Annotated in this window: 15 protein-coding genes; 11 read left to right on the top strand and 4 right to left on the bottom strand. The window is 62.0% G+C overall.

Going from position 1 to position 17,508, the window contains the following annotated elements:
• Positions 1-401: 401 nt before the first annotated feature.
• Positions 402-719: a hypothetical protein gene (locus AC3WLT_RS24205; RefSeq protein WP_492594209.1), complete on the top strand. Its 318-nt coding sequence runs from the start codon at positions 402-404 to the stop codon at positions 717-719.
• 94 nt (positions 720-813) lie between these two features.
• Here the strand turns inward: AC3WLT_RS24205 and AC3WLT_RS24200 are convergent, their stop codons facing one another.
• On the bottom strand, positions 814-1,725 hold the full coding sequence (locus tag AC3WLT_RS24200; RefSeq protein WP_492594208.1) for a LysR family transcriptional regulator: 912 nt from the start codon (positions 1,723-1,725) through the stop codon (positions 814-816).
• Positions 1,726-1,837: 112 nt separating this feature from the next.
• Between AC3WLT_RS24200 and AC3WLT_RS24195 the strand changes: the two genes are divergently transcribed.
• Entirely contained in the window at positions 1,838-2,932 is a 1,095-nt protein-coding gene (locus AC3WLT_RS24195) for a tartrate dehydrogenase (protein WP_492594207.1), read from the top strand.
• Between the two features lie 110 nt (positions 2,933-3,042).
• Positions 3,043-4,338 carry an MFS transporter gene (locus tag AC3WLT_RS24190; RefSeq protein WP_492594212.1) on the top strand — a complete coding sequence of 432 codons (1,296 nt, stop codon included), beginning with the start codon at positions 3,043-3,045 and terminating at the stop codon, positions 4,336-4,338.
• Between the two features lie 121 nt (positions 4,339-4,459).
• Here AC3WLT_RS24190 and AC3WLT_RS24185 read toward each other — a convergent pair whose 3' ends face one another.
• Positions 4,460-4,747, bottom strand: coding sequence for a hypothetical protein (locus AC3WLT_RS24185; RefSeq protein WP_492594206.1), 288 nt, complete (start codon positions 4,745-4,747; stop codon positions 4,460-4,462).
• 328 nt (positions 4,748-5,075) lie between these two features.
• Here AC3WLT_RS24185 and AC3WLT_RS24180 point away from each other — a divergent pair, with 328 nt between their 5' ends.
• Complete coding sequence (locus AC3WLT_RS24180) at positions 5,076-6,206, top strand: VIT1/CCC1 transporter family protein (protein ID WP_492594205.1); 1,131 nt, start codon at positions 5,076-5,078, stop codon at positions 6,204-6,206.
• Between the two features lie 516 nt (positions 6,207-6,722).
• Positions 6,723-7,823, top strand: a complete 1,101-nt coding sequence (locus tag AC3WLT_RS24175; RefSeq protein ID WP_492594204.1) for a hypothetical protein — start codon at positions 6,723-6,725, stop codon at positions 7,821-7,823.
• A 93-nt stretch (positions 7,824-7,916) separates the two neighbouring features.
• Here AC3WLT_RS24175 and AC3WLT_RS24170 read toward each other — a convergent pair whose 3' ends face one another.
• Entirely contained in the window at positions 7,917-8,225 is a 309-nt protein-coding gene (locus AC3WLT_RS24170) for a hypothetical protein (RefSeq protein ID WP_492594203.1), read from the bottom strand.
• An 825-nt stretch (positions 8,226-9,050) separates the two neighbouring features.
• Here AC3WLT_RS24170 and AC3WLT_RS24165 point away from each other — a divergent pair.
• From AC3WLT_RS24165 to AC3WLT_RS24150, 4 genes are all read left to right on the top strand, one after another.
• A complete protein-coding gene (locus AC3WLT_RS24165) occupies positions 9,051-10,226 on the top strand; it encodes a quaternary amine ABC transporter ATP-binding protein (protein ID WP_492594202.1) in 1,176 nt (391 codons plus the stop codon).
• Positions 10,219-11,121 (top strand): choline ABC transporter permease subunit, encoded by a 903-nt coding sequence (choW, locus tag AC3WLT_RS24160; protein WP_492594201.1) that lies wholly within the window; start codon positions 10,219-10,221, stop codon positions 11,119-11,121. Before AC3WLT_RS24165 ends, choW begins: the two co-directional genes overlap by 8 nt.
• Before the next feature lie 7 nt (positions 11,122-11,128).
• Entirely contained in the window at positions 11,129-12,127 is a 999-nt protein-coding gene (locus tag AC3WLT_RS24155; protein WP_492594200.1) for a GlxA family transcriptional regulator, read from the top strand.
• Between the two features lie 123 nt (positions 12,128-12,250).
• Entirely contained in the window at positions 12,251-13,186 is a 936-nt protein-coding gene (locus AC3WLT_RS24150; protein WP_492594199.1) for a choline ABC transporter substrate-binding protein, read from the top strand.
• A gap of 56 nt (positions 13,187-13,242) precedes the next feature.
• Here the strand turns inward: AC3WLT_RS24150 and AC3WLT_RS24145 are convergent, their stop codons facing one another.
• Positions 13,243-14,325: a GlxA family transcriptional regulator gene (locus tag AC3WLT_RS24145; protein ID WP_492594198.1), complete on the bottom strand. Its 1,083-nt coding sequence runs from the start codon at positions 14,323-14,325 to the stop codon at positions 13,243-13,245.
• Between the two features lie 312 nt (positions 14,326-14,637).
• Here AC3WLT_RS24145 and AC3WLT_RS24140 point away from each other — a divergent pair, with 312 nt between their 5' ends.
• Positions 14,638-16,032 carry an L-serine ammonia-lyase gene (locus AC3WLT_RS24140; protein ID WP_492594197.1) on the top strand — a complete coding sequence of 465 codons (1,395 nt, stop codon included), beginning with the start codon at positions 14,638-14,640 and terminating at the stop codon, positions 16,030-16,032.
• A gap of 54 nt (positions 16,033-16,086) precedes the next feature.
• The gene (locus AC3WLT_RS24135) at positions 16,087-17,331 is read left to right on the top strand and encodes a sarcosine oxidase subunit beta family protein (protein ID WP_492594196.1); all 1,245 of its coding nucleotides are present in this window, start codon (positions 16,087-16,089) and stop codon (positions 17,329-17,331) included.
• The last annotated feature ends 177 nt before the right edge of the window (positions 17,332-17,508 follow it).

Genomic DNA, 17,508 nt, shown 5'->3' with positions numbered 1-17,508 from the left:
CTCTGGCAGCAATGCTAACCCGCGTCTGATTCCTCACGGCAGGCCAGCCTTTGCCTCACGGGAGTCATAGTGTCTAGGCGAATTTGAACAAGGCCAGCTCCGGCTTGTGATCGCATATCAGGAAGATCTGCATTGCAGAACTCAGGCAAGTGTTGCCGGCTGCTAACGGGGTAGCTACTCGGCCTTTGCGGCCCTGCGTCGGACTACGGCAGAGGGCGGTGCGGATGGCTGACAATTCGCCGCCGCAGTCAAGGAGAGCTGCGCCATCAGACCAGCAAGGTTCATTTGGCTGTAAGCTTCCATCCGGCGAACGTGAGATGCATTGTCCGCGTTCGTTGTTGTGCAAGAAGATTTGCAGAAAGGCTTCACCACCTTTGCCAACTATTCAGAGGGGATATCAGATGAAGTTCTTTGCCATGAAAAGAGTCATGCTTGGGCTCGCAGTCACGGCCATGGTCGCAGGTAGCATTCCGCTCGCTGCCGCTCAAGGCGCAAGCGACAGTACAGCCGAGGTCGCCAAACCCGGCATGGCGAGCAGCGCGAAGCCAACCAGGGCAGAGCGCAAAGCGGCCCGCAAACAGGCCCGCGCGAAGAAAAACGCTGAACTGAAGAAACTGGAGGACGCAGGCTATCAGCCGGGCAGGAACGACCCGAACTATCCGACCGATCTGCAGAATGCGCAGAAGAAGGCCGGGATCGGGACCGGCGCGAGTCAGTAACGAAGGCGGCGGTCGCGCGGTGCGGAATATGGCGCGCGCGGCCGCTGGTTCGGAATCAGGCCGGGTGTCGCCGTCTGCCTGAAAATGTCCGCGCTCAACGCGCGCCGAGCGTTTTTATCAGCATATCGACGAACGCCTTGACCCGCGCGGTCATCTGTAACTGTTGCGGATACACGGCGTAGATATCCGCTCCCGGCGTGCGGTATTCCGGCAGTACATGGATCAGGCGTCCATCGGCCAGATACTCGGCAATGTCCCATTCGGCTCGCATCAGAATGCCATGTCCGTCCAACGCCCACTTCACGGCGATTTCGCCGTCGTTGGTGGTCAGATTGCCGCGCACTCGCACTGTCTCGGTTTTTTCGGCCGCACCTCGTCCGCTTGTCAGCCGCCATAGCCCGTAGCCGTCGTCGCCTTGTCGAATGCCGATGCAGTTGTGCTGCGACAACTCTGCCGGGTTGCGCGGCGGACGCCGCTTTGCAAAATAAGCCGGCGCGGCGCAAAGGAGCCGCCGGTTCGGCGCCACTCTGCGCGCAATCACACGGGCATCCGGCGGTTCACCGAAACGCACGCAGACATCGAAGGCGTCGTCGCTGATCGGCGGCGGATCGACAGACAGCTGCAACTGCACGTCCACCTCCGGAAAGCGCCGCACGAACTTCGATATCAGCGGGGCCACGTGACTGCGGCCGAAACCGAGCGTCGCGTTGACTCGCAGCAGGCCTTTCGGGGCCGCCTGCGAACCTCCCAGCAGCTGCGCAAGGTCGTCCATCTCGCTGAGGATGCGCCTCGCGCGCGCGAGGTACAGCTCGCCCTCCGGGGTGAGGCTCATACGCCGCGTCGTCCGGTTGACGAGCGACACGCCGGCGCGTGATTCCATCTGCGCCAGATGCTTGCTCACTGCCGCCGTGCTCAAGCCGAGTTCGCGCGCGGCGGCTGTCAGGCTGCCGCTAGCGGCCAGCGTGGAGAAAAAGGCGAGGTCGTCCGGTTGTATCGACGAAGTCATTGGCACAGTCGATTGTCAACTTCAGCTTAAGGATGCTTTGAGTCTAGCAGCGTTTTCATGCCGCTTCCTCGCTCTACGATGCAGCCATACGTTCAACATCATGGAGACGCCAGTGAAGACCTATCGCATCGCAACCATTCCCGGCGACGGCATCGGCAAGGAAGTCGTGCCGGCGGGCCAGCGAGTGCTCGAAGCAATCGCCGCGCGAAGCAACGGCTTGAAGTTCGAATTCGAAAATTTCACGTGGGGCGGCGACTACTACCGGCAGCACGGCGTGATGATGCCGGCCGACGGTCTGGATGCCATCCGCGACAAGGATGCGATTCTGTTCGGCTCGGCGGGCGACCCGCACATTCCGGACCACGTGACGCTGTGGGGGTTGCGCCTGAAGATCTGTCAGGGGTTCGACCAGTATGCCAATGTGCGCCCGACCCGCATCCTGCCCGGCATCGACGCGCCGCTAAAACGCTGTGGCCCGAAGGATCTCGATTGGGTCATCGTCCGCGAGAATTCGGAGGGCGAATATTCCGGCGTGGGCGGACGTGCGCACCAGGGCCATCCCATCGAAGTCGCCACCGATGTCTCGATGATGACCCGAGCGGGCGTCGAGCGGATTCTTCGTTTCGCGTTCGGTCTTGCGCAGTCGCGGCCACGCAAGCTGCTGACGGTGATTACCAAGAGCAATGCCCAGCGCCACGCGATGGTCATGTGGGATGAGATCGCGCTGGAAGTATCGAAAGAGTTTCCCGACGTCCAATGGGACAAGGAACTCGTCGACGCCGCGACCGCGCGCATGGTCAATCGGCCCGCGACGCTCGACACCATCGTGGCGACCAATTTGCATGCGGATATCCTGAGCGACCTCGCGGCGGCGCTCGCCGGCAGCCTGGGCATCGCGCCGACGGCGAACCTGGACCCTGAGCGCCGCTATCCGTCGATGTTCGAGCCGATTCACGGCTCTGCGTTCGACATCATGGGCAAGGGCCTCGCGAATCCGGTCGGCACGTTCTGGTCGGTCGTGATGATGCTCGAGCATCTCGGAGAGCGCGTCGCCGCGCGCAAGTTGATGGAGGCGATCGAACGCATCACGGCCGACCCCGCGCTGCACACCGGCGACCTCGGCGGCAAGGCCACCACGGCACAGGTGACCGATGCCGTGTGCGCGATCCTCGCGGCGGATTCGGCCGTCGAGTCCCAGGCCGCCTGAACGCAAGGCGCACGCTATACAAAAACATAACGCCCGGACCAGCGTGTCACGGGCGGATTCACCAGGAGACAGGCATGACCCATGAATCGCAAGCCGAATCGCAAGCCGAATTGCAAGCCGAATTGCAAGCCCGTGTGGTTCGCAAGCTGACCTGGCGCATTTTGCCGTTCGTGATGCTGCTTTACTTTGTCAGCTTTCTCGACCGCGTCAATGTCGGCTTTGCAGCCATGACGATGAACAAGGACCTCGGCCTCTCGCCGACCATGTTCGGGCTGGGCGGCGGCATCTTCTTTCTCGGTTACTTCCTGTTCGAGGTGCCCTCGAATCTCATTCTGAACAAGGTCGGTGCGCGCATCTGGATTGCGCGCGTGATGGTGACGTGGGGCCTGGTTTCCGCCGCCTCCGCGTTCGTTGTCGGGCCGAACTCGTTCTACACGCTGCGGTTTTTGCTCGGTGTCGCCGAAGCCGGTTTCTTCCCCGGCATCATCCTTTATCTCAGCCAGTGGTTCCCGGCCCGGCAGCGGGCTGTCGCCGCTGCCGCATTCATGGCGGCAGCGCCTTTGTCGACCGCGATCGGTTCGCCGATTTCAGGCGCCATCATGCAGATGCCTGCCTTGTTCGGATTGAAGGACTGGCAGTGGCTCTTCATCATCGAAGCGATTCCGGCGGTGGTGCTCGGACTGGTGGTTTTGAAGGCGCTCACGGACTCGCCCGACAGGGCAACGTGGCTCGCCGCCGATGAGAAAGCGTGGCTCATTGCAACCTTGCGCGAAGAACGCCTGGGGCGCGAGTCGCAGGCAGGCCACGCAGCGGGCGCGCTCGCCGCACTGCGCGATCCGCGCGTCTGGGTCATGTCGATGATTTACTTCGGGACTTCGGCAGGCCTTTACACGTTAGGTCTGTGGGCGCCGCTGATTATTCGCCAGTTCGGCTTTAGCGCGTTCGGCACGGGTGCGTTGAACGCGATTCCGAGCGTGCTGGCCGTGATCGGCATGGTGCTGTGGGCCCGCCATTCCGACCGCAGCGGCGAGCGCACGTGGCATGTGGTCATTCCGTGCGTTGCGGCAGGTATCGGGCTCGCATGGGCGGGTTTTGCCGACAGCGCGGTTGCGGTGGTGCTGGCGCTGGTGGTCGTGAACGTCGGCATCAGCGCGGCGAAGGCGCCGCTTTGGGCCATGCCGAGCACGTTTCTTTCGGGCGCAGGCGCGGCCGCGGGCATCGCCATGATCAACTCGATCGGCAATCTTGGCGGGTTCGTCGGTCCGTTTGCGATTGGCTGGCTGAAATCCGTCACGGGCGGATACGCTGCCGGACTTTACGTGGTTGCAGCGAGTCTTGCCGTATCAGCCATGCTCGCTTTGGCTATGGGCCGGCGAGGATATCGGACTGCGCCGGCTGCACAATGAGCACGACGTGAGCACGGCGGCTTTCTGAATGAAGACGCGGTTGACTCCCGCGCTGTCAGTTGTCCGCTGGTTTGGCATCTTGCGGACAGCGCGGGAGTGCAGGGCATCAACGCACGGGTTCTCAGTGGTCGAACACCGGCGAATGCTTCCCAACCGGGCGCGCCGCCGACCACTGCGACGAACCTCCGAGAGGGCCGCCGTATCCCGAGCTGTCGGCAGAAGCCGACGGCTTGCGCGAAGGCTGCTGATAGGGCGAACCCGGCTGGTTGCTCTGCGCATCGTGCATCGAGGCAGCGGACGATGAGTCTTTCGTTGCGTCGTTCATGGGTGTGTTCGTTTGCTGTGCAAACGAGAGCGTCGGAACCGCAAGGATCGACCCAATGAGAATGATGCGTTTGAGTGCTTTCATGATGGTTCTCCAATAGTGTGAGGGTGCCGCGCCGGCCAATCCGGTCGATGCGTTCGCACAGAATAAGCAGCTTTCCTTAACTTCTCCTTAGGCGGAACCCAGCGTTCTCTTCGTGTTTTCGAAGCGCGAAAATTGCCACGCGATAGTGGGTGCGCAGCGCTTCAGGGGCACCCGCTCAAGCAAGTCTTAAGCGATGAATCATGCGGACCCGAATCGTGATGAGAACCGTTGACGTTCTCGCTCAAGACGCGTCTTGGGGGCTTTGTGATTTCCGCGCGTGAATCGAGTACGCTTTGCTATTGACGACTCGATATGCGGACACTTCGCCATGGCATCCAAACATGAAGTAAGGCGGTACAGAGCCAATCTTTCCGATGAGCTTCATAGTGCCGCGCTGTATGAAACCCTTGCGAAGGTGGAGAAGGACGACACTCGCAAGCAGGTATATAGCGACCTCGCCAGGTCCGAGCGCGAACACGCGCAGGTGTGGGCCGACAAGCTGAAGGCCAACGGAATCCAGCCGAAGGGGACTGGGCAAGCTGTCAAAACCCGCCTGATGCAGGCATTGGTGCGAATTTTCGGCGCGGGTTTCGTCTTGCCCACGCTCGCCGCCGCCGAGTACGCGGATCGCAACAAATACCACGGACAACCAGACGCCGCGCGCCTGTCGGCCGATGAGCATCACCACGCCGCCGTGGTTCAGACGCTGGCTCACGGCGGCGGCGACCCGGACATGTCGCAAGGCGCGCGGATTGCGGCAGCGGAGTCGTGGCACAAGGGCGTATCGTCGGGTAACGATCTGCGCGCGGCCGTGCTGGGAGCGAACGACGGGCTGGTCTCGAACTTCTGCCTGATCATGGGCGTGGCAGGCGCCGGCACTGGCAACAATGCCATCCTGTTGACTGGGCTGGCCGGGCTGATAGCCGGAGCGTGCTCGATGGCGTTGGGCGAATGGCTGTCGGTAACCAATGCTCGTGAGCTCGCCAGTACCCAGATCGCGAAAGAGGCCGAGGAACTGGAGATCTCCCCTGAGGCCGAAGAGCACGAACTGGCGCTGATCTATCGCGCCAAGGGCCTCGATGCGGGCGAGGCCAAACGCGTGGCATCGCAGATGATGCGTGATAAAGACAAGGCGCTCGACACGTTGACGCGCGAGGAACTCGGACTCGATCCCGCCGAATTGGGTGGCAATCCCTGGTCTGCTGCGGGAGTCTCCTTTTGCCTGTTCTCGGTCGGCGCGATTTTCCCGGTCATGCCGTTTCTGTGGACGAATGGGTTCAACGCAATCGTCCAGTGCATCGTTCTCAGCATGCTTGCGCTCGCATCGATCGGCGTCTTCACGTCGCTCTTTAACGGACGAAGCGCAGCGTTCTCGGCACTGCGTCAGGTGGCGATCGGTTTGATCGCTGCGGCGTTCACATTCGGGGTCGGTAAGCTGCTGGGCGTATCCATCTCCTGACAACGCTCTGAACCTCGCCCGCGCGGATGGCTGCGGTTTTATCGCGCGAGTGTACCGATCGCGAACGGAATGGATTTTCTTTCAAAAGCGCTTTCATTTTCTTTGCATTGATTGAGGCGAGACTTTACGTTTTGCATTCAGACAGTGCCTGTCAATCGTTTCTGTCGTCGCTCAATTATCCGGCCCCTTACATTGATTGCGCCTGTAATTAATAAGCGATCCTGTGTTTACAAAAATAACGGATAAAAAAGCGCTTATTTCTGAGTAAGTCAGGCGTTCGCTTAAGCGTCTCTTAAGCAAAGGGCGCGTAGCTTCTTGCGAGCTGTCGGCAGGTCGCAACCGGTTATCTGGAAGCTGCAGAAGCTCTTTTTCAGGTGTGTCTGCATTTCATTGCGTCATTTGATTGACACTTCATTCCGCTAAAGTGAAACCGCCGGAATTTACGGTTTCAGCGTAGTTGAGGGATGTCGTTTCCTTGGCGAAAAAAGAAATGCATTTAATCAGGATACCTTTTAAATGAAAAAGACTTCCATTGCTTTTGTGGTTTCAGTTGTCATGGCGCTTTCGGCGTGCGGCGGAAGCAGTAATAGCATAAGCACGCCGACACCGGCGCCGATTCCTAACACGGCGACGGCGTCCGGCTACTCGCTTTCAGTATTCGCAAAGGCACCGTCGGCGACACAGAAGCCCGATTCGATCGTGATGATGGGTTCCAGCGTATTCATCGGCTATCAGAACGCTGGCGAGGTAAAGGACGGCTCCGTGGCCGGCATCACGAATCAGGTGGTGCAGTACGACCTGAGCGGCAATGCCCAGAAGACGTTTACGGTGCCCGGACACGTGGACGGTCTGATGGCGCGTAGCGACACCAACACGCTCTGGGCGATGGCCAACGAAGACGGCAATCCCGAGCTGACGATCATCGACCTGGCCACCGGCGCACAAAAGACGTATCAGGCGACGGTCAACCCCACCGTTCACGGCGGCGGCTACGACGATATGCAGCTGCTAAACGGTGTGGTGTACGTCAGTGCGTCGGCGCCGACGACGACTGGCGTGGCCCCGACCGTTGTCGCCCTTACGCTGAACGCAAATGGTTCGACCTTCGATGTCACGCCCGTGCTGGCCGGTAATGCGCAGGCCATCGACGTCACGCCGTCGGTGGGCGGCGCGGCAAACCCGACCTTCAATCAGCCGGTGACGCTGGCATTGACCGATCCGGATTCAGAGGCAATCGACCCGTCCGGCAGGCTCGTGCTGGACAGTCAGGCAGACGGCAAACTGGTGTTCATCAGCAACCCGGGTCCGAGCCAAAGCGTGAGTGTCCTCACTCTGACGCTGTACAGCGATAAGGACGGTCCGATCTACCCTGTGGACGATACGCGCTTCGTTCCGGCGCCGGGCGCTACGGGCAAGACGTTCATGCTCTTCACCGACTCGAGCAACACGACCTACCGGGTCGATGCGCCTTTCAAACAAGGCGACGCCTACAGTGCAGGGCAGGGGCAGGTGATGCAACTGGATCTGAAGTCCGGCCACCTGACGCCTGTGGTCGCCGGCATTGGCAACGCCTCGGCGCTGCAAGACCCGCACGGCATGCTCTTCGTTGCGCAATAAGTAGCCGCTTGCGACGCCTCAGAGTTTCTTCTGAGGCGTCCTGTCGCGCAACGTGTTTCATCCAGGCCGGATGTCGCGGCTGCCTCGTTTATCTCAATCCCCATCCCAACCGCGGCGCTCGCGCCATTCGCGTTCGTGCTCCTCATGGCGATGCCATTGCCGTTCGCGCCACTCCTGGCGCTCACGCCATTCGCGAGCACGCCAGTCATCGTCGTAGCCATACTGGACGACGGGCGCAGGCGCATAGACAACCGGCGGCGGCGGGACATAGACCGGTTCGGGCTGCACATACACCGGACCCGGCAAGCCGATACCGATGCCGACATCGACGTGTGCGGAGGCCGCTGAGGATGCCGCGAGCGCCGCGGCGCCGAGAACTGCCGCTAACAGGTGCTTGGTCATTTTTTTATCGCGTGCTGTGTCCAGCGCGGTGACAGTGAATATGGAGCGCAGTTTAGGCAGGGTGGCAGTTCGTAGGTGCAAGCGATATGCGAGATTGGTAACACGGAGTTACCTTAAGGTTGCCATAATGATTGCTGCCCGGGATGGAGGTGCCAAGCCTCGGGTCTGCCGTTTGCTGCTCGCCAGATGCTCACCGGCTGCTCACCGGCTGCTCACCATTCGCGACGCTTGTTCGGTCCGGACCGGTAGCGAATCTTCGGGCCGCGCAGGTTTCATGAAGGTTTCATTTTGCCAACAGGCGTCCGTGCTCGGCATGGGGAGGCGTAATGAGTATTTCCGCTGAAGTTTGGGCGCTCGCGCGCCTCTGGTGCATGTACCCGGTATTGACAGCCATTGCGGTCTGGTACTTTTCGCGCGCCGACCGTCTGGTTCATGTCTTCCGGGCACGGTATTGACGTCTTTCGCGGTCCGCTCCCCGACAAGCGATCTTTTTGCACCGCAACGCCGCCACTTGCACGGGCGCGACACGCCGGCTGACCGCTCCAATCTCCCGCAAACCCTTGTCCCGCAGGGCTCCGAGTGCCGTATGACGGCCCGGACGCCATTCCGCTGTCGCATTTTCACATGTGGTTGTCGCAAATAGTCGGCTAGCCGTACTTTTTTCTGGCAACTATGTATGCACAGCGCGGACGTGCGTCCGCCACGCAGCAAGTATCTTGCATGGGACCCGAGTAAGTGCTCTGCATGGGCCCGGAGTAAGCGCTAAAGCGCTAACTCCGGCCGACAGCTAAAGCGCTAACTCGGGTCGACATAGGAGAGCATTCAATGAATTCCCCGAAGGTCGTGGTCGAAGGGCTGTGCAAGGTGTTCGGCACCAACCCGAAACAGGCGATCGGCATGCTGGCAGGCGGCGCGACGAAAGAGGAAGTGTTCGCGCGGACCGGTCAGATCGTCGGCGTCCACAACGTGTCGTTCGAAGTCAAGGAAGGCGAGATCTTCGTGCTGATGGGTCTGTCCGGCTCCGGCAAGTCGACACTGATTCGCCTGATCAATCGCCTCGTCGAGCCGACAGCCGGCAAGGTGCTGATCGACGGCCGCGATGTGGCAAGCGTGCCGCGCTCGGAATTGACGGCGCTGCGCCGCAAGGACATGAGCATGGTGTTCCAGTCGTTCGCGCTGATGCCGCAGCGCACCGTGCTGTCGAATGCGGCGTTCGGGCTCGAAGTGGCGGGCGTCGGCAAGAAGGAGCGCGAGCAGCGGGCGATGGCCGTGCTCGAACAGGTCGGCCTCGCGCCGTTCGCGGAGAAGCTGCCGGCGCAACTCTCGGGCGGCATGCAGCAGCGCGTGGGGCTCGCGCGGGCGCTGGCGGTCAATCCGTCGCTGATGATCATGGACGAGGCGTTCTCCGCACTCGACCCGCTCAAGCGCAAGGAAATGCAGAACGTGCTGCTCGACCTGCAACGCGAGCAGCGGCGCACGATCCTGTTCGTGTCGCACGATCTGGAAGAGGCGATGCGCATCGGCACTCGGATCGCGATCATGGAAGGCGGCAAGGTGGTGCAGATCGGCACGCCGCAGGAAATCATCAAGAATCCCGCCGACGACTACGTACGCGCATTCTTCGAAGGCATCGACACCAGCCGCTATCTGACGGCCGGCGACCTGATGCAGACCGACGCCGTGCCGTTGATGCATTCGCCGCACATCGACGCGTCGAGCGTCGCCGCGACGCTGAACGGCAGCGCCGAGTACGCTTTCGTGCTCGACGGCGAACGCCGGATCCGCGGCTTCGTTTGCCGCGATGCGACCGGCAGCGCGTCGCCGCAGGTCAACCATATCGAATGCATTCGCCACAGCACGCCGCTCGACGACGTGGTCGAGCGCGTGGTGGCGAGCCGCGCGCCGCTGCCGGTCGTTGATGCCGACGGTTTCTACTGTGGTTCGGTCAACAAGACGAACGTGCTGAACGTCCTTACGCGCCATCGAGGTTCCCATGTCTGAAATCATTCCGCTCGGCGCCTGGGTCGATCACGGCGTCCACTACCTGCTCGACCACGACGCGAAAACCTTCGATTCCATCGGCAAGGTCATCGAGAACTTTGCCGCGCTGATCGAGCACGGCCTGCAATCCGTGCCGATGTGGGCGCTGATGGCGTTCTTCGTCGGCATCGGCTTGTGGCGGGTCGGCTGGCGTTTCGCGCTGTTCACACTGCTGGCGATGCTGCTGATCTACGGCACCGGCTTCTGGGATCAGATGGTGATCACGCTTGGCCTGACGCTGTCGTCGACCTTGATCAGCCTCGTGCTCGGCGTGCCGCTCGGCATCTCGACAGCGAAGAGCCGCTACGTCGAAATGATCGTGCGGCCCGTGCTCGACCTGATGCAGACCATGCCCGCCTTCGTCTACCTGATTCCGGCGGCCATGCTGTTCGGTCTCGGCCGCGTGCCGGGGATTCTGTCGACTGTGATCTTCGCGATGCCGCCCGCGGTGCGCCTCACGTCGCTCGGCATCAAGCATGTGAACCGCGAAATCGTCGAAGCAGGGCAAGCGTTCGGCTGCACGCCTTTGCAGCTGCTCTACAAGGTGCAGATTCCGAATGCGCTGCCGTCGATCATGACCGGCGTGAACCAGACCATCATGATGGCGCTCTCGATGGTGATCATCGCGTCGATGGTCGGCGCAGGCGGTCTCGGCAACGACGTGCTGGCGAGCATTCAGCGCCTCGACATCGGGCTCGGTTTCGAAAGCGGCCTCTCGGTAGTGATGCTCGCGATCATTCTCGACCGCATCACGGAAAGTTTCGGCCGCTCGCCGGGCATGGCGCGCGCACCGCTTCTGTCGGGCCTGCGCAACGTAATGAAGGTGCGCCGGGCGCCGGCGGCGCAACACGGCTGAGCCGCCTATGAAGCGCGACGCGATCACGCCCATCGAGGCTCAACCCGAATCGCCGCTGTCCGGGCTCGCGCACTTCGGCTTTCTGACGCTGCCGAATTTTTCGATGATCGCGTTCACGAGCGCGGTCGAAGTACTGCGCATGGCGAATTACGTGGGCCGCGAGCAGCATTACAGGTGGTCGGTGATCACACCTGACGGCGAACCGGCGCGAGCCAGCAACGGCATCGTCGTCAAGCCGACCACGACGCTGGCCGAAGCGGGCATGCCCGATGTGCTGATCGTCTGCGCGGGCTGGCACGTGCGCGACTATGTGGACGAGACGGTCATCGCGTTGCTGCGGGACGTGGCATCGAAAGGCATTCCGCTCGGCGGCCTCTGCACGGGTCCGTATGCGCTGCTGGCGGCGGACCTGCTCGACGGTTATCGCTGCACGGTGCATTGGGAAGACATGTCGCCGTTGCACAAGAGCTATCCGCATGTGCGTTTCGCCGACGAGTTGTTTGTGATCGACCGCGACCGCCTGACCTGCACGGGCGGCACCGCGCCGCTCGATCTGATGCTCAACCTGGTGGGCATGAGGCTGGGGCGCGCGCTTGCGGCGCAGGTGTCCGAGCAATTCATCGTCGAGCGGATTCGCGGCTCGACCGATTATCAGCACATTCCGGTGGACGCACGCGTCGGTTTCTCGCGCGCGGAACTCATCGAAGTGGTGCGGCTGATGGAAGCGAATATCGAGGAACCGTTGTCGCTCGATGAACTCGCGCGGCTCGTGCATTTGTCGCAGCGTCATTTACAGCGCATGTTCAAGATGTTCCTGAGCGTGTCGCCCACGCATTATTACCTGACGCTGCGCTTGCGGCGCGCGCGCGAACTCTTGCGCAATACCGATGCGTCGATTGCTCGAGTGACGGCGGTCTGCGGCTTTCATTCGCCGTGTCATTTCAGTAAGGCATACCGCGCGCAGTTCGGCCATGCGCCGAGCGTCGAGCGGCGGCTGTCGGCGTAAAGCCTGCGGCACCGGTTCATACGCCTGGTTTCATCTGCCTGGTTTCGTCCGTTTAGTTTCGTCCGTTTTAGTTTCATCTGCCTGGAACATCCAATCCGGCATCAATTACCCTTGGGGGAAACCATGAAACGTCTGTGGGTCGCGTCGCTGTGCGCGCTGTCAATGTCGGCTCTCCATGCAGCAGAACCTGCCACCTGCCGGAACGTCCGGTTCGCCGACGTCGGCTGGACCGACATCGCAGCGACCACCGGTCTCGCGTCGACGGTGCTCGAAGGGCTCGGCTACAAGCCGACCAAAACGATCGCGTCGGTGCCGATCACGTTCGCGGGCGTGAAAAGCAAGCAGATCGACGTGTTCCTCGGCTACTGGTCTCCGACCATGGACCCGATGATCGATCCGTTCAGGAAAGCCGGGCAGGTCAACGTGCTGCCCACGCCGAACCTGACCGGCGCGAAATACACGCTGGCCGTGCCGGATTATGCGTATCAGGGGGGCATCAAGTCGTTTGCCGACATCGCGAAGAACTACGACAAGCTCGACGGCAAGATCTACGGCATTGAACCGGGCAACGACGGCAATGCGCTCATCAAGAAGATGATCGACAGCAACCAGTTCGGCCTCGGCAAGTTCAAGCTGGTGGAATCGAGCGAGGCGGGCATGCTGATCGAAGTGAATCGCGCGATTCGCGAGAAGAAGCCGATCGTGTTTCTGGGGTGGGAACCGCATCCGATGAACGTGCAGATGAAGATCGACTATCTGTCCGGCGGCGACGACGTGTTCGGTCCGAACTACGGCGAAGCCAAAGTGCTGACGGTCACGCCGACCGACTACGCGGCGCGGTGTCCGAACGTCGCGAAGCTCGTGTCGAACCTGCAGTTCACGACCGATATCGAGAACCACGTGATGTTGCCGATCATGAACAAGATCGATGCGAACAAGGCGGCGCGCGACTGGCTGAAGGCGAATCCGGCGGTGCTCGACAAATGGCTCGCGGGCGTAAAGACGTTCGACGGCAAGGACGGTTTGCCGGCGGTCAAGGCTTACGTCGCGGGGAAGTGATGGTTTAGTTTTCGCGCCGTTTGAACGGCGCCTGGATCAGATAAGCCGGGCTGGGCTCAGATCGCCTGAGCGCGGCCCGGAAAGGTCTCGTCATAGCCGGCGCCGTCTTGCGCTTGCTCCGCCGTGCCGCGCTGCTCGCGGTACATCATGGGCGGCAAGCCGAATTGCTTACGGAATTCGCGGCCCAGATGCGACGCGTCGGAAAAGCCGCAACTCGAGGCGATATCCGCAACGGTTTTATCCGAGCTCGTCAGCAGCCACGCGGCGGTGCGCAAGCGAACCTGCTTCGCGTACGCTTGCGGCGCTTTACCGGTTTGCGCCTTGAACAGGCGTTCAAGCTGGCGCGGCGACAGATCGAGCTTGCGCGCGAGTTCGTCGAGCGATAGCGAACGCCCCACGTGCTGTTCCATCAGCAGGATCGCGCGCTTCACCTTCGGATGCGCGGCGGGCGCAAGTCCCGGCGGATGCGGCTGCGGCGCGTTGCCCTTTTGCATGTCGTCCACCAGCAGGATGCGCAGCGCCTTTTGCACCGTGGCGGTTTCGAAGTGGCGCAGCAGGATCGCCGCAGCCACGTCGATCGACGCGCGGCCACCCGAGCAGGTGATGCGCCTGCGGTCGATCACGAACAGGCGGTCGGCGACCAGCGCTTCCTCATTGACCGACGGAAAGCGCTCGATGAAATCCCAGTAATGAAACCAGCTCACGCAGATGCGGTGGCCGTCCAGCACACCCGCGCGCATCAGCGAGAACACGCCGGTGCACATGCCGACGAGCGTAGCATCGGTCGCGGCGGCGCGGCGGATGAACGCGAGCGTCGCTTCGCTCGCGGCGGGCCCCGAATGCAGCAGGCCGCCGACCACGACGACGTAATCGAACGGCTCGGCGTTGTCGAAGGTTTCCCACGGCGTGATCTGAATGCCGCAACTCGCGCGCACCGGTGCCAGGGTTTCCCCGATGACGCTCCATGAACAGCGCACGGGCTTGCTGAAATCGCCTTCGTCGGCGGACAGGCGCAGCAGGTCGACGAAACCCGAGAACGCCGTCAGCGTGAAGTTCGGCAGCAGGATGATGCCGAAGCGGATGCGCTGCTTCGAGGTGCCGTCGATGGATTGAAGGGGAAGCGGTTCAGCGGGGTTCATGCATACGGCCAGTAAAGGAAAGGGTTGAATCAAGCATAGCACCCGCATTACGCCCGGTTAGCGCCAGGTTATCGCCCGGCAGCGGGGCCGTGCAGGCTCTGGCATCAGCATCGCCAGCGGCGGCGGCAACGCCTGTCGGAAATGCGTCAGAAGTCATCGCAAATACGCCGCAGCGCTTTGCGGACGGACCGCTTGACGACACTATCCCACGGCGATGCCGTTTTTATTCTATCGGTCCAAATTGGCGTTTGGTGCAATGGAGGCGAATCTGAACCCAGCCAATCCCCGGCAGCGCAACGCATAAGGCACGCCATGAACGTCAGCGTCTTCGATCTGTTCAAGATCGGTATCGGTCCGTCTAGTTCGCACACGGTCGGTCCGATGATCGCTGCATGCCGCTTCGCCTCGCATATCGAAGACGCCAACCTGCTCGGCTTCGTGCGCCGCGTCAAGACCGATCTGTTCGGCTCGCTCGGCGCCACCGGCAAGGGGCACGGCACCGATAAAGCGGTGCTGCTCGGCCTCGAAGGCAATCTGCCCGACCTGATCGATCCGGACCTGATCGAGCCGCGCCTTCAGGCGATCCGCGAGACGAAGCAACTCGTGCTGCTCGGCAAACACCCGGTCAAGTTCGACGAGCGTGAGCACCTCGGCTTCTTCCGCAAGCTGATGCCGGGCGCGCCGGGCTCGGGTGTCGTGCATCCGAACGGCATGCGTTTCCAGGCTTTCGACGAAAACGGCCAGTTGCTGGTGGAGAAAGAGTATTACTCGATTGGCGGCGGCTTCGTCGTCAATCGCGAAGGCGACCGCGTGAACGGCCTGCGCGCCGGCGCGGACGTGCCGTATCCGTTTCGCACCGGCGACGACCTGATGCGCATCTGCCGCGAAACCGGTCTGTCGATCGCGCAGATCACGCTGCGCAACGAATGCGTTTCGCGGCCCGAACAGGAAGTGCGCGATGGCCTGCTCGCGATCTGGCGTGTGATGTCGGCCTGTGTCGAGCGCGGCTGCAAGGTGCGCGGCGAGCTGCCGGGGCCGATGCACGTGAAGCGCCGCGCCGCCGACCTGTGCGCGCAATTGCGTTCGCATTCGGAAGAATCGCTGCGCGATCCGCTGTCGATGCTCGACTGGGTCAACCTGTATGCAATGGCCGTCAACGAAGAAAACGCGGCGGGCGGGCGCGTCGTCACCGCGCCGACCAACGGTGCAGCCGGCGTGATCCCCGCGGTACTGCATTACTACGTGAAGTTCATGCACGCGTCGAACGACGACGGCATCGTCACCTTCCTGCTGACCGCTGCGGCGATCGGCATCATCTACAAGGAAACCGCGTCGATCTCGGGCGCCGAAGTGGGCTGCCAGGGCGAGGTGGGTGTCGCGTGCTCGATGGCCGCGGCGGCACTCGCGGCAGTAATGGGCGGCACGCCGACCCAGGTCGAGAACGCCGCCGAAATCGGCATGGAACACAACCTCGGCATGACGTGCGACCCGGTCGGCGGCCTCGTGCAGATTCCCTGCATCGAGCGCAATGCGATGGGCGCGATCAAGGCGCTGAATGCCGCGCGCATGGCGATGAAGGGCGACGGCCAGCACTACGTGTCGCTCGATAACGTGATCAAGACGATGCGCGAAACCGGCGCGGACATGAAGACCAAATACAAGGAGACGTCGCGCGGCGGCCTCGCTGTGAACGTCATCGAGTGCTGAAGAGCTACGAAGCAAAAGTACCGAAAGTACCAAAAGTACCAACAAGGACCCAAGATGAGCCGCTATTCGATATTCAGCCTGTTGCGCAACGGGATGTCGTATCACGAGAACTGGGAGCGCCAGTGGAAGAGCCCGGAGCCTAAGCGCGAATACGACGTCGTGATCGTCGGCGGCGGCGGGCACGGTCTCGCCACCGCCTATTACCTCGCGAAGGAGCACGGCGTGCGCAATATCGCCGTGCTGGAGAAGGGCTGGATCGGCGGCGGCAATACCGCGCGCAACACGACCATCGTGCGCTCGAATTACCTGTGGGACGAATCGGCCGCGCTCTACGAAAAAGCGATGAAGCTGTGGGAAGGTCTGTCGCAGGACCTCAACTACAACGTGATGTTCAGCCAGCGCGGTGTGATGAACCTCGCGCACACGCTGCAGGACGTGCGCGACACCGAACGGCGCGTGAATGCGAACCGGCTGAACGGCGTCGATGCCGAATTCCTCACGCCGGAACAGATCAAGGAAATCGAGCCGACTATCAATCTGAACAGCCGCTATCCGGTGCTCGGCGCGTCGATTCAGCGCCGCGGCGGGGTGGCGCGGCACGATGCGGTGGCGTGGGGTTTCGCGCGCGGCGCGGATCAGCATGGTGTGGACATCGTCCAGAACTGCCAGGTCACCGGGATTCGCCGCGACGGCAGCCAGGTGACCGGTGTGGACACTACCAAGGGTTTCATCAAGGCGAAGAAGGTTGCGATCGTGGCCGCGGGCAATACGTCGACGCTCGCCGACATGGCCGGCGTGCGTCTGCCGCTCGAAAGCCATCCGTTGCAGGCGTTGGTGTCCGAGCCGATCAAGCCGGTCGTCAACACGGTGGTGATGTCGAACGCGGTGCACGCGTACATCAGCCAGTCCGACAAGGGCGATCTGGTGATCGGCGCGGGCGTCGATCAGTACACGGGCTTTGGGCAGCGGGGCAGCTTCCAGATCATCGAAGGCACGCTCGAGGCGATCGTCGAAATGTTCCCGGTGTTCTCGCGGGTGCGGATGAACCGCCAGTGGGGCGGGATCGTCGACGTGTCGCCGGATGCTTGCCCGATCATCAGCAAGACCGACGTGAAGGGGCTGTATTTCAACTGCGGCTGGGGCACCGGCGGCTTCAAGGCGACGCCCGGCTCGGGTTGGGCCTACGCCCACACGATCGCGAAAGACGAGCCGCATCCGCTGAACGCGCCGTTCTCGCTCGACCGTTTCTATACCGGCCACCTGATCGACGAGCACGGCGCCGCCGCCGTGGCCCACTAACGTTCATGCACCGCAATGAATTGCATGGGACCAGAGTAAGTGCTCTGCATGGGCCGGGAGTAAGCGCTAAAGCGCTAACTCCGGCCGACAGCTAAAGCGCCAACTCTGGTCGACCGCAACGAATTGCATGGGACCAGAGTAAGGCGCTAAAGCGCCAACTCTGGTCGACAAAGGAGA

Source organism: Paraburkholderia sp. FW306-2-2C-D06C (assembly GCF_058781505.1).
Note: the sequence above shows the minus strand (reverse complement) of the source record. Positions and strands in the feature narration are given on the sequence as shown.

What these genes read in the sequence shown, in the direction of transcription:
- AC3WLT_RS24205 (WP_492594209.1), top strand. Translation starts at nt 402, where the DNA reads ATGAAGTTCTTTGCCATGAAAAGAGTCATGCTTGGGCTCGCAGTCACG.
- AC3WLT_RS24200 (WP_492594208.1), bottom strand. Translation starts at nt 1,725, where the DNA reads ATGACTTCGTCGATACAACCGGACGACCTCGCCTTTTTCTCCACGCTG.
- AC3WLT_RS24185 (WP_492594206.1), bottom strand. Translation starts at nt 4,747, where the DNA reads ATGAAAGCACTCAAACGCATCATTCTCATTGGGTCGATCCTTGCGGTT.
- AC3WLT_RS24180 (WP_492594205.1), top strand. Translation starts at nt 5,076, where the DNA reads ATGGCATCCAAACATGAAGTAAGGCGGTACAGAGCCAATCTTTCCGAT.
- AC3WLT_RS24175 (WP_492594204.1), top strand. Translation starts at nt 6,723, where the DNA reads ATGAAAAAGACTTCCATTGCTTTTGTGGTTTCAGTTGTCATGGCGCTT.
- AC3WLT_RS24170 (WP_492594203.1), bottom strand. Translation starts at nt 8,225, where the DNA reads ATGACCAAGCACCTGTTAGCGGCAGTTCTCGGCGCCGCGGCGCTCGCG.
- AC3WLT_RS24165 (WP_492594202.1), top strand. Translation starts at nt 9,051, where the DNA reads ATGAATTCCCCGAAGGTCGTGGTCGAAGGGCTGTGCAAGGTGTTCGGC.
- choW (WP_492594201.1), top strand. Translation starts at nt 10,219, where the DNA reads ATGTCTGAAATCATTCCGCTCGGCGCCTGGGTCGATCACGGCGTCCAC.
- AC3WLT_RS24155 (WP_492594200.1), top strand. Translation starts at nt 11,129, where the DNA reads ATGAAGCGCGACGCGATCACGCCCATCGAGGCTCAACCCGAATCGCCG.
- AC3WLT_RS24150 (WP_492594199.1), top strand. Translation starts at nt 12,251, where the DNA reads ATGAAACGTCTGTGGGTCGCGTCGCTGTGCGCGCTGTCAATGTCGGCT.
- AC3WLT_RS24145 (WP_492594198.1), bottom strand. Translation starts at nt 14,325, where the DNA reads ATGAACCCCGCTGAACCGCTTCCCCTTCAATCCATCGACGGCACCTCG.
- AC3WLT_RS24140 (WP_492594197.1), top strand. Translation starts at nt 14,638, where the DNA reads ATGAACGTCAGCGTCTTCGATCTGTTCAAGATCGGTATCGGTCCGTCT.
- AC3WLT_RS24135 (WP_492594196.1), top strand. Translation starts at nt 16,087, where the DNA reads ATGAGCCGCTATTCGATATTCAGCCTGTTGCGCAACGGGATGTCGTAT.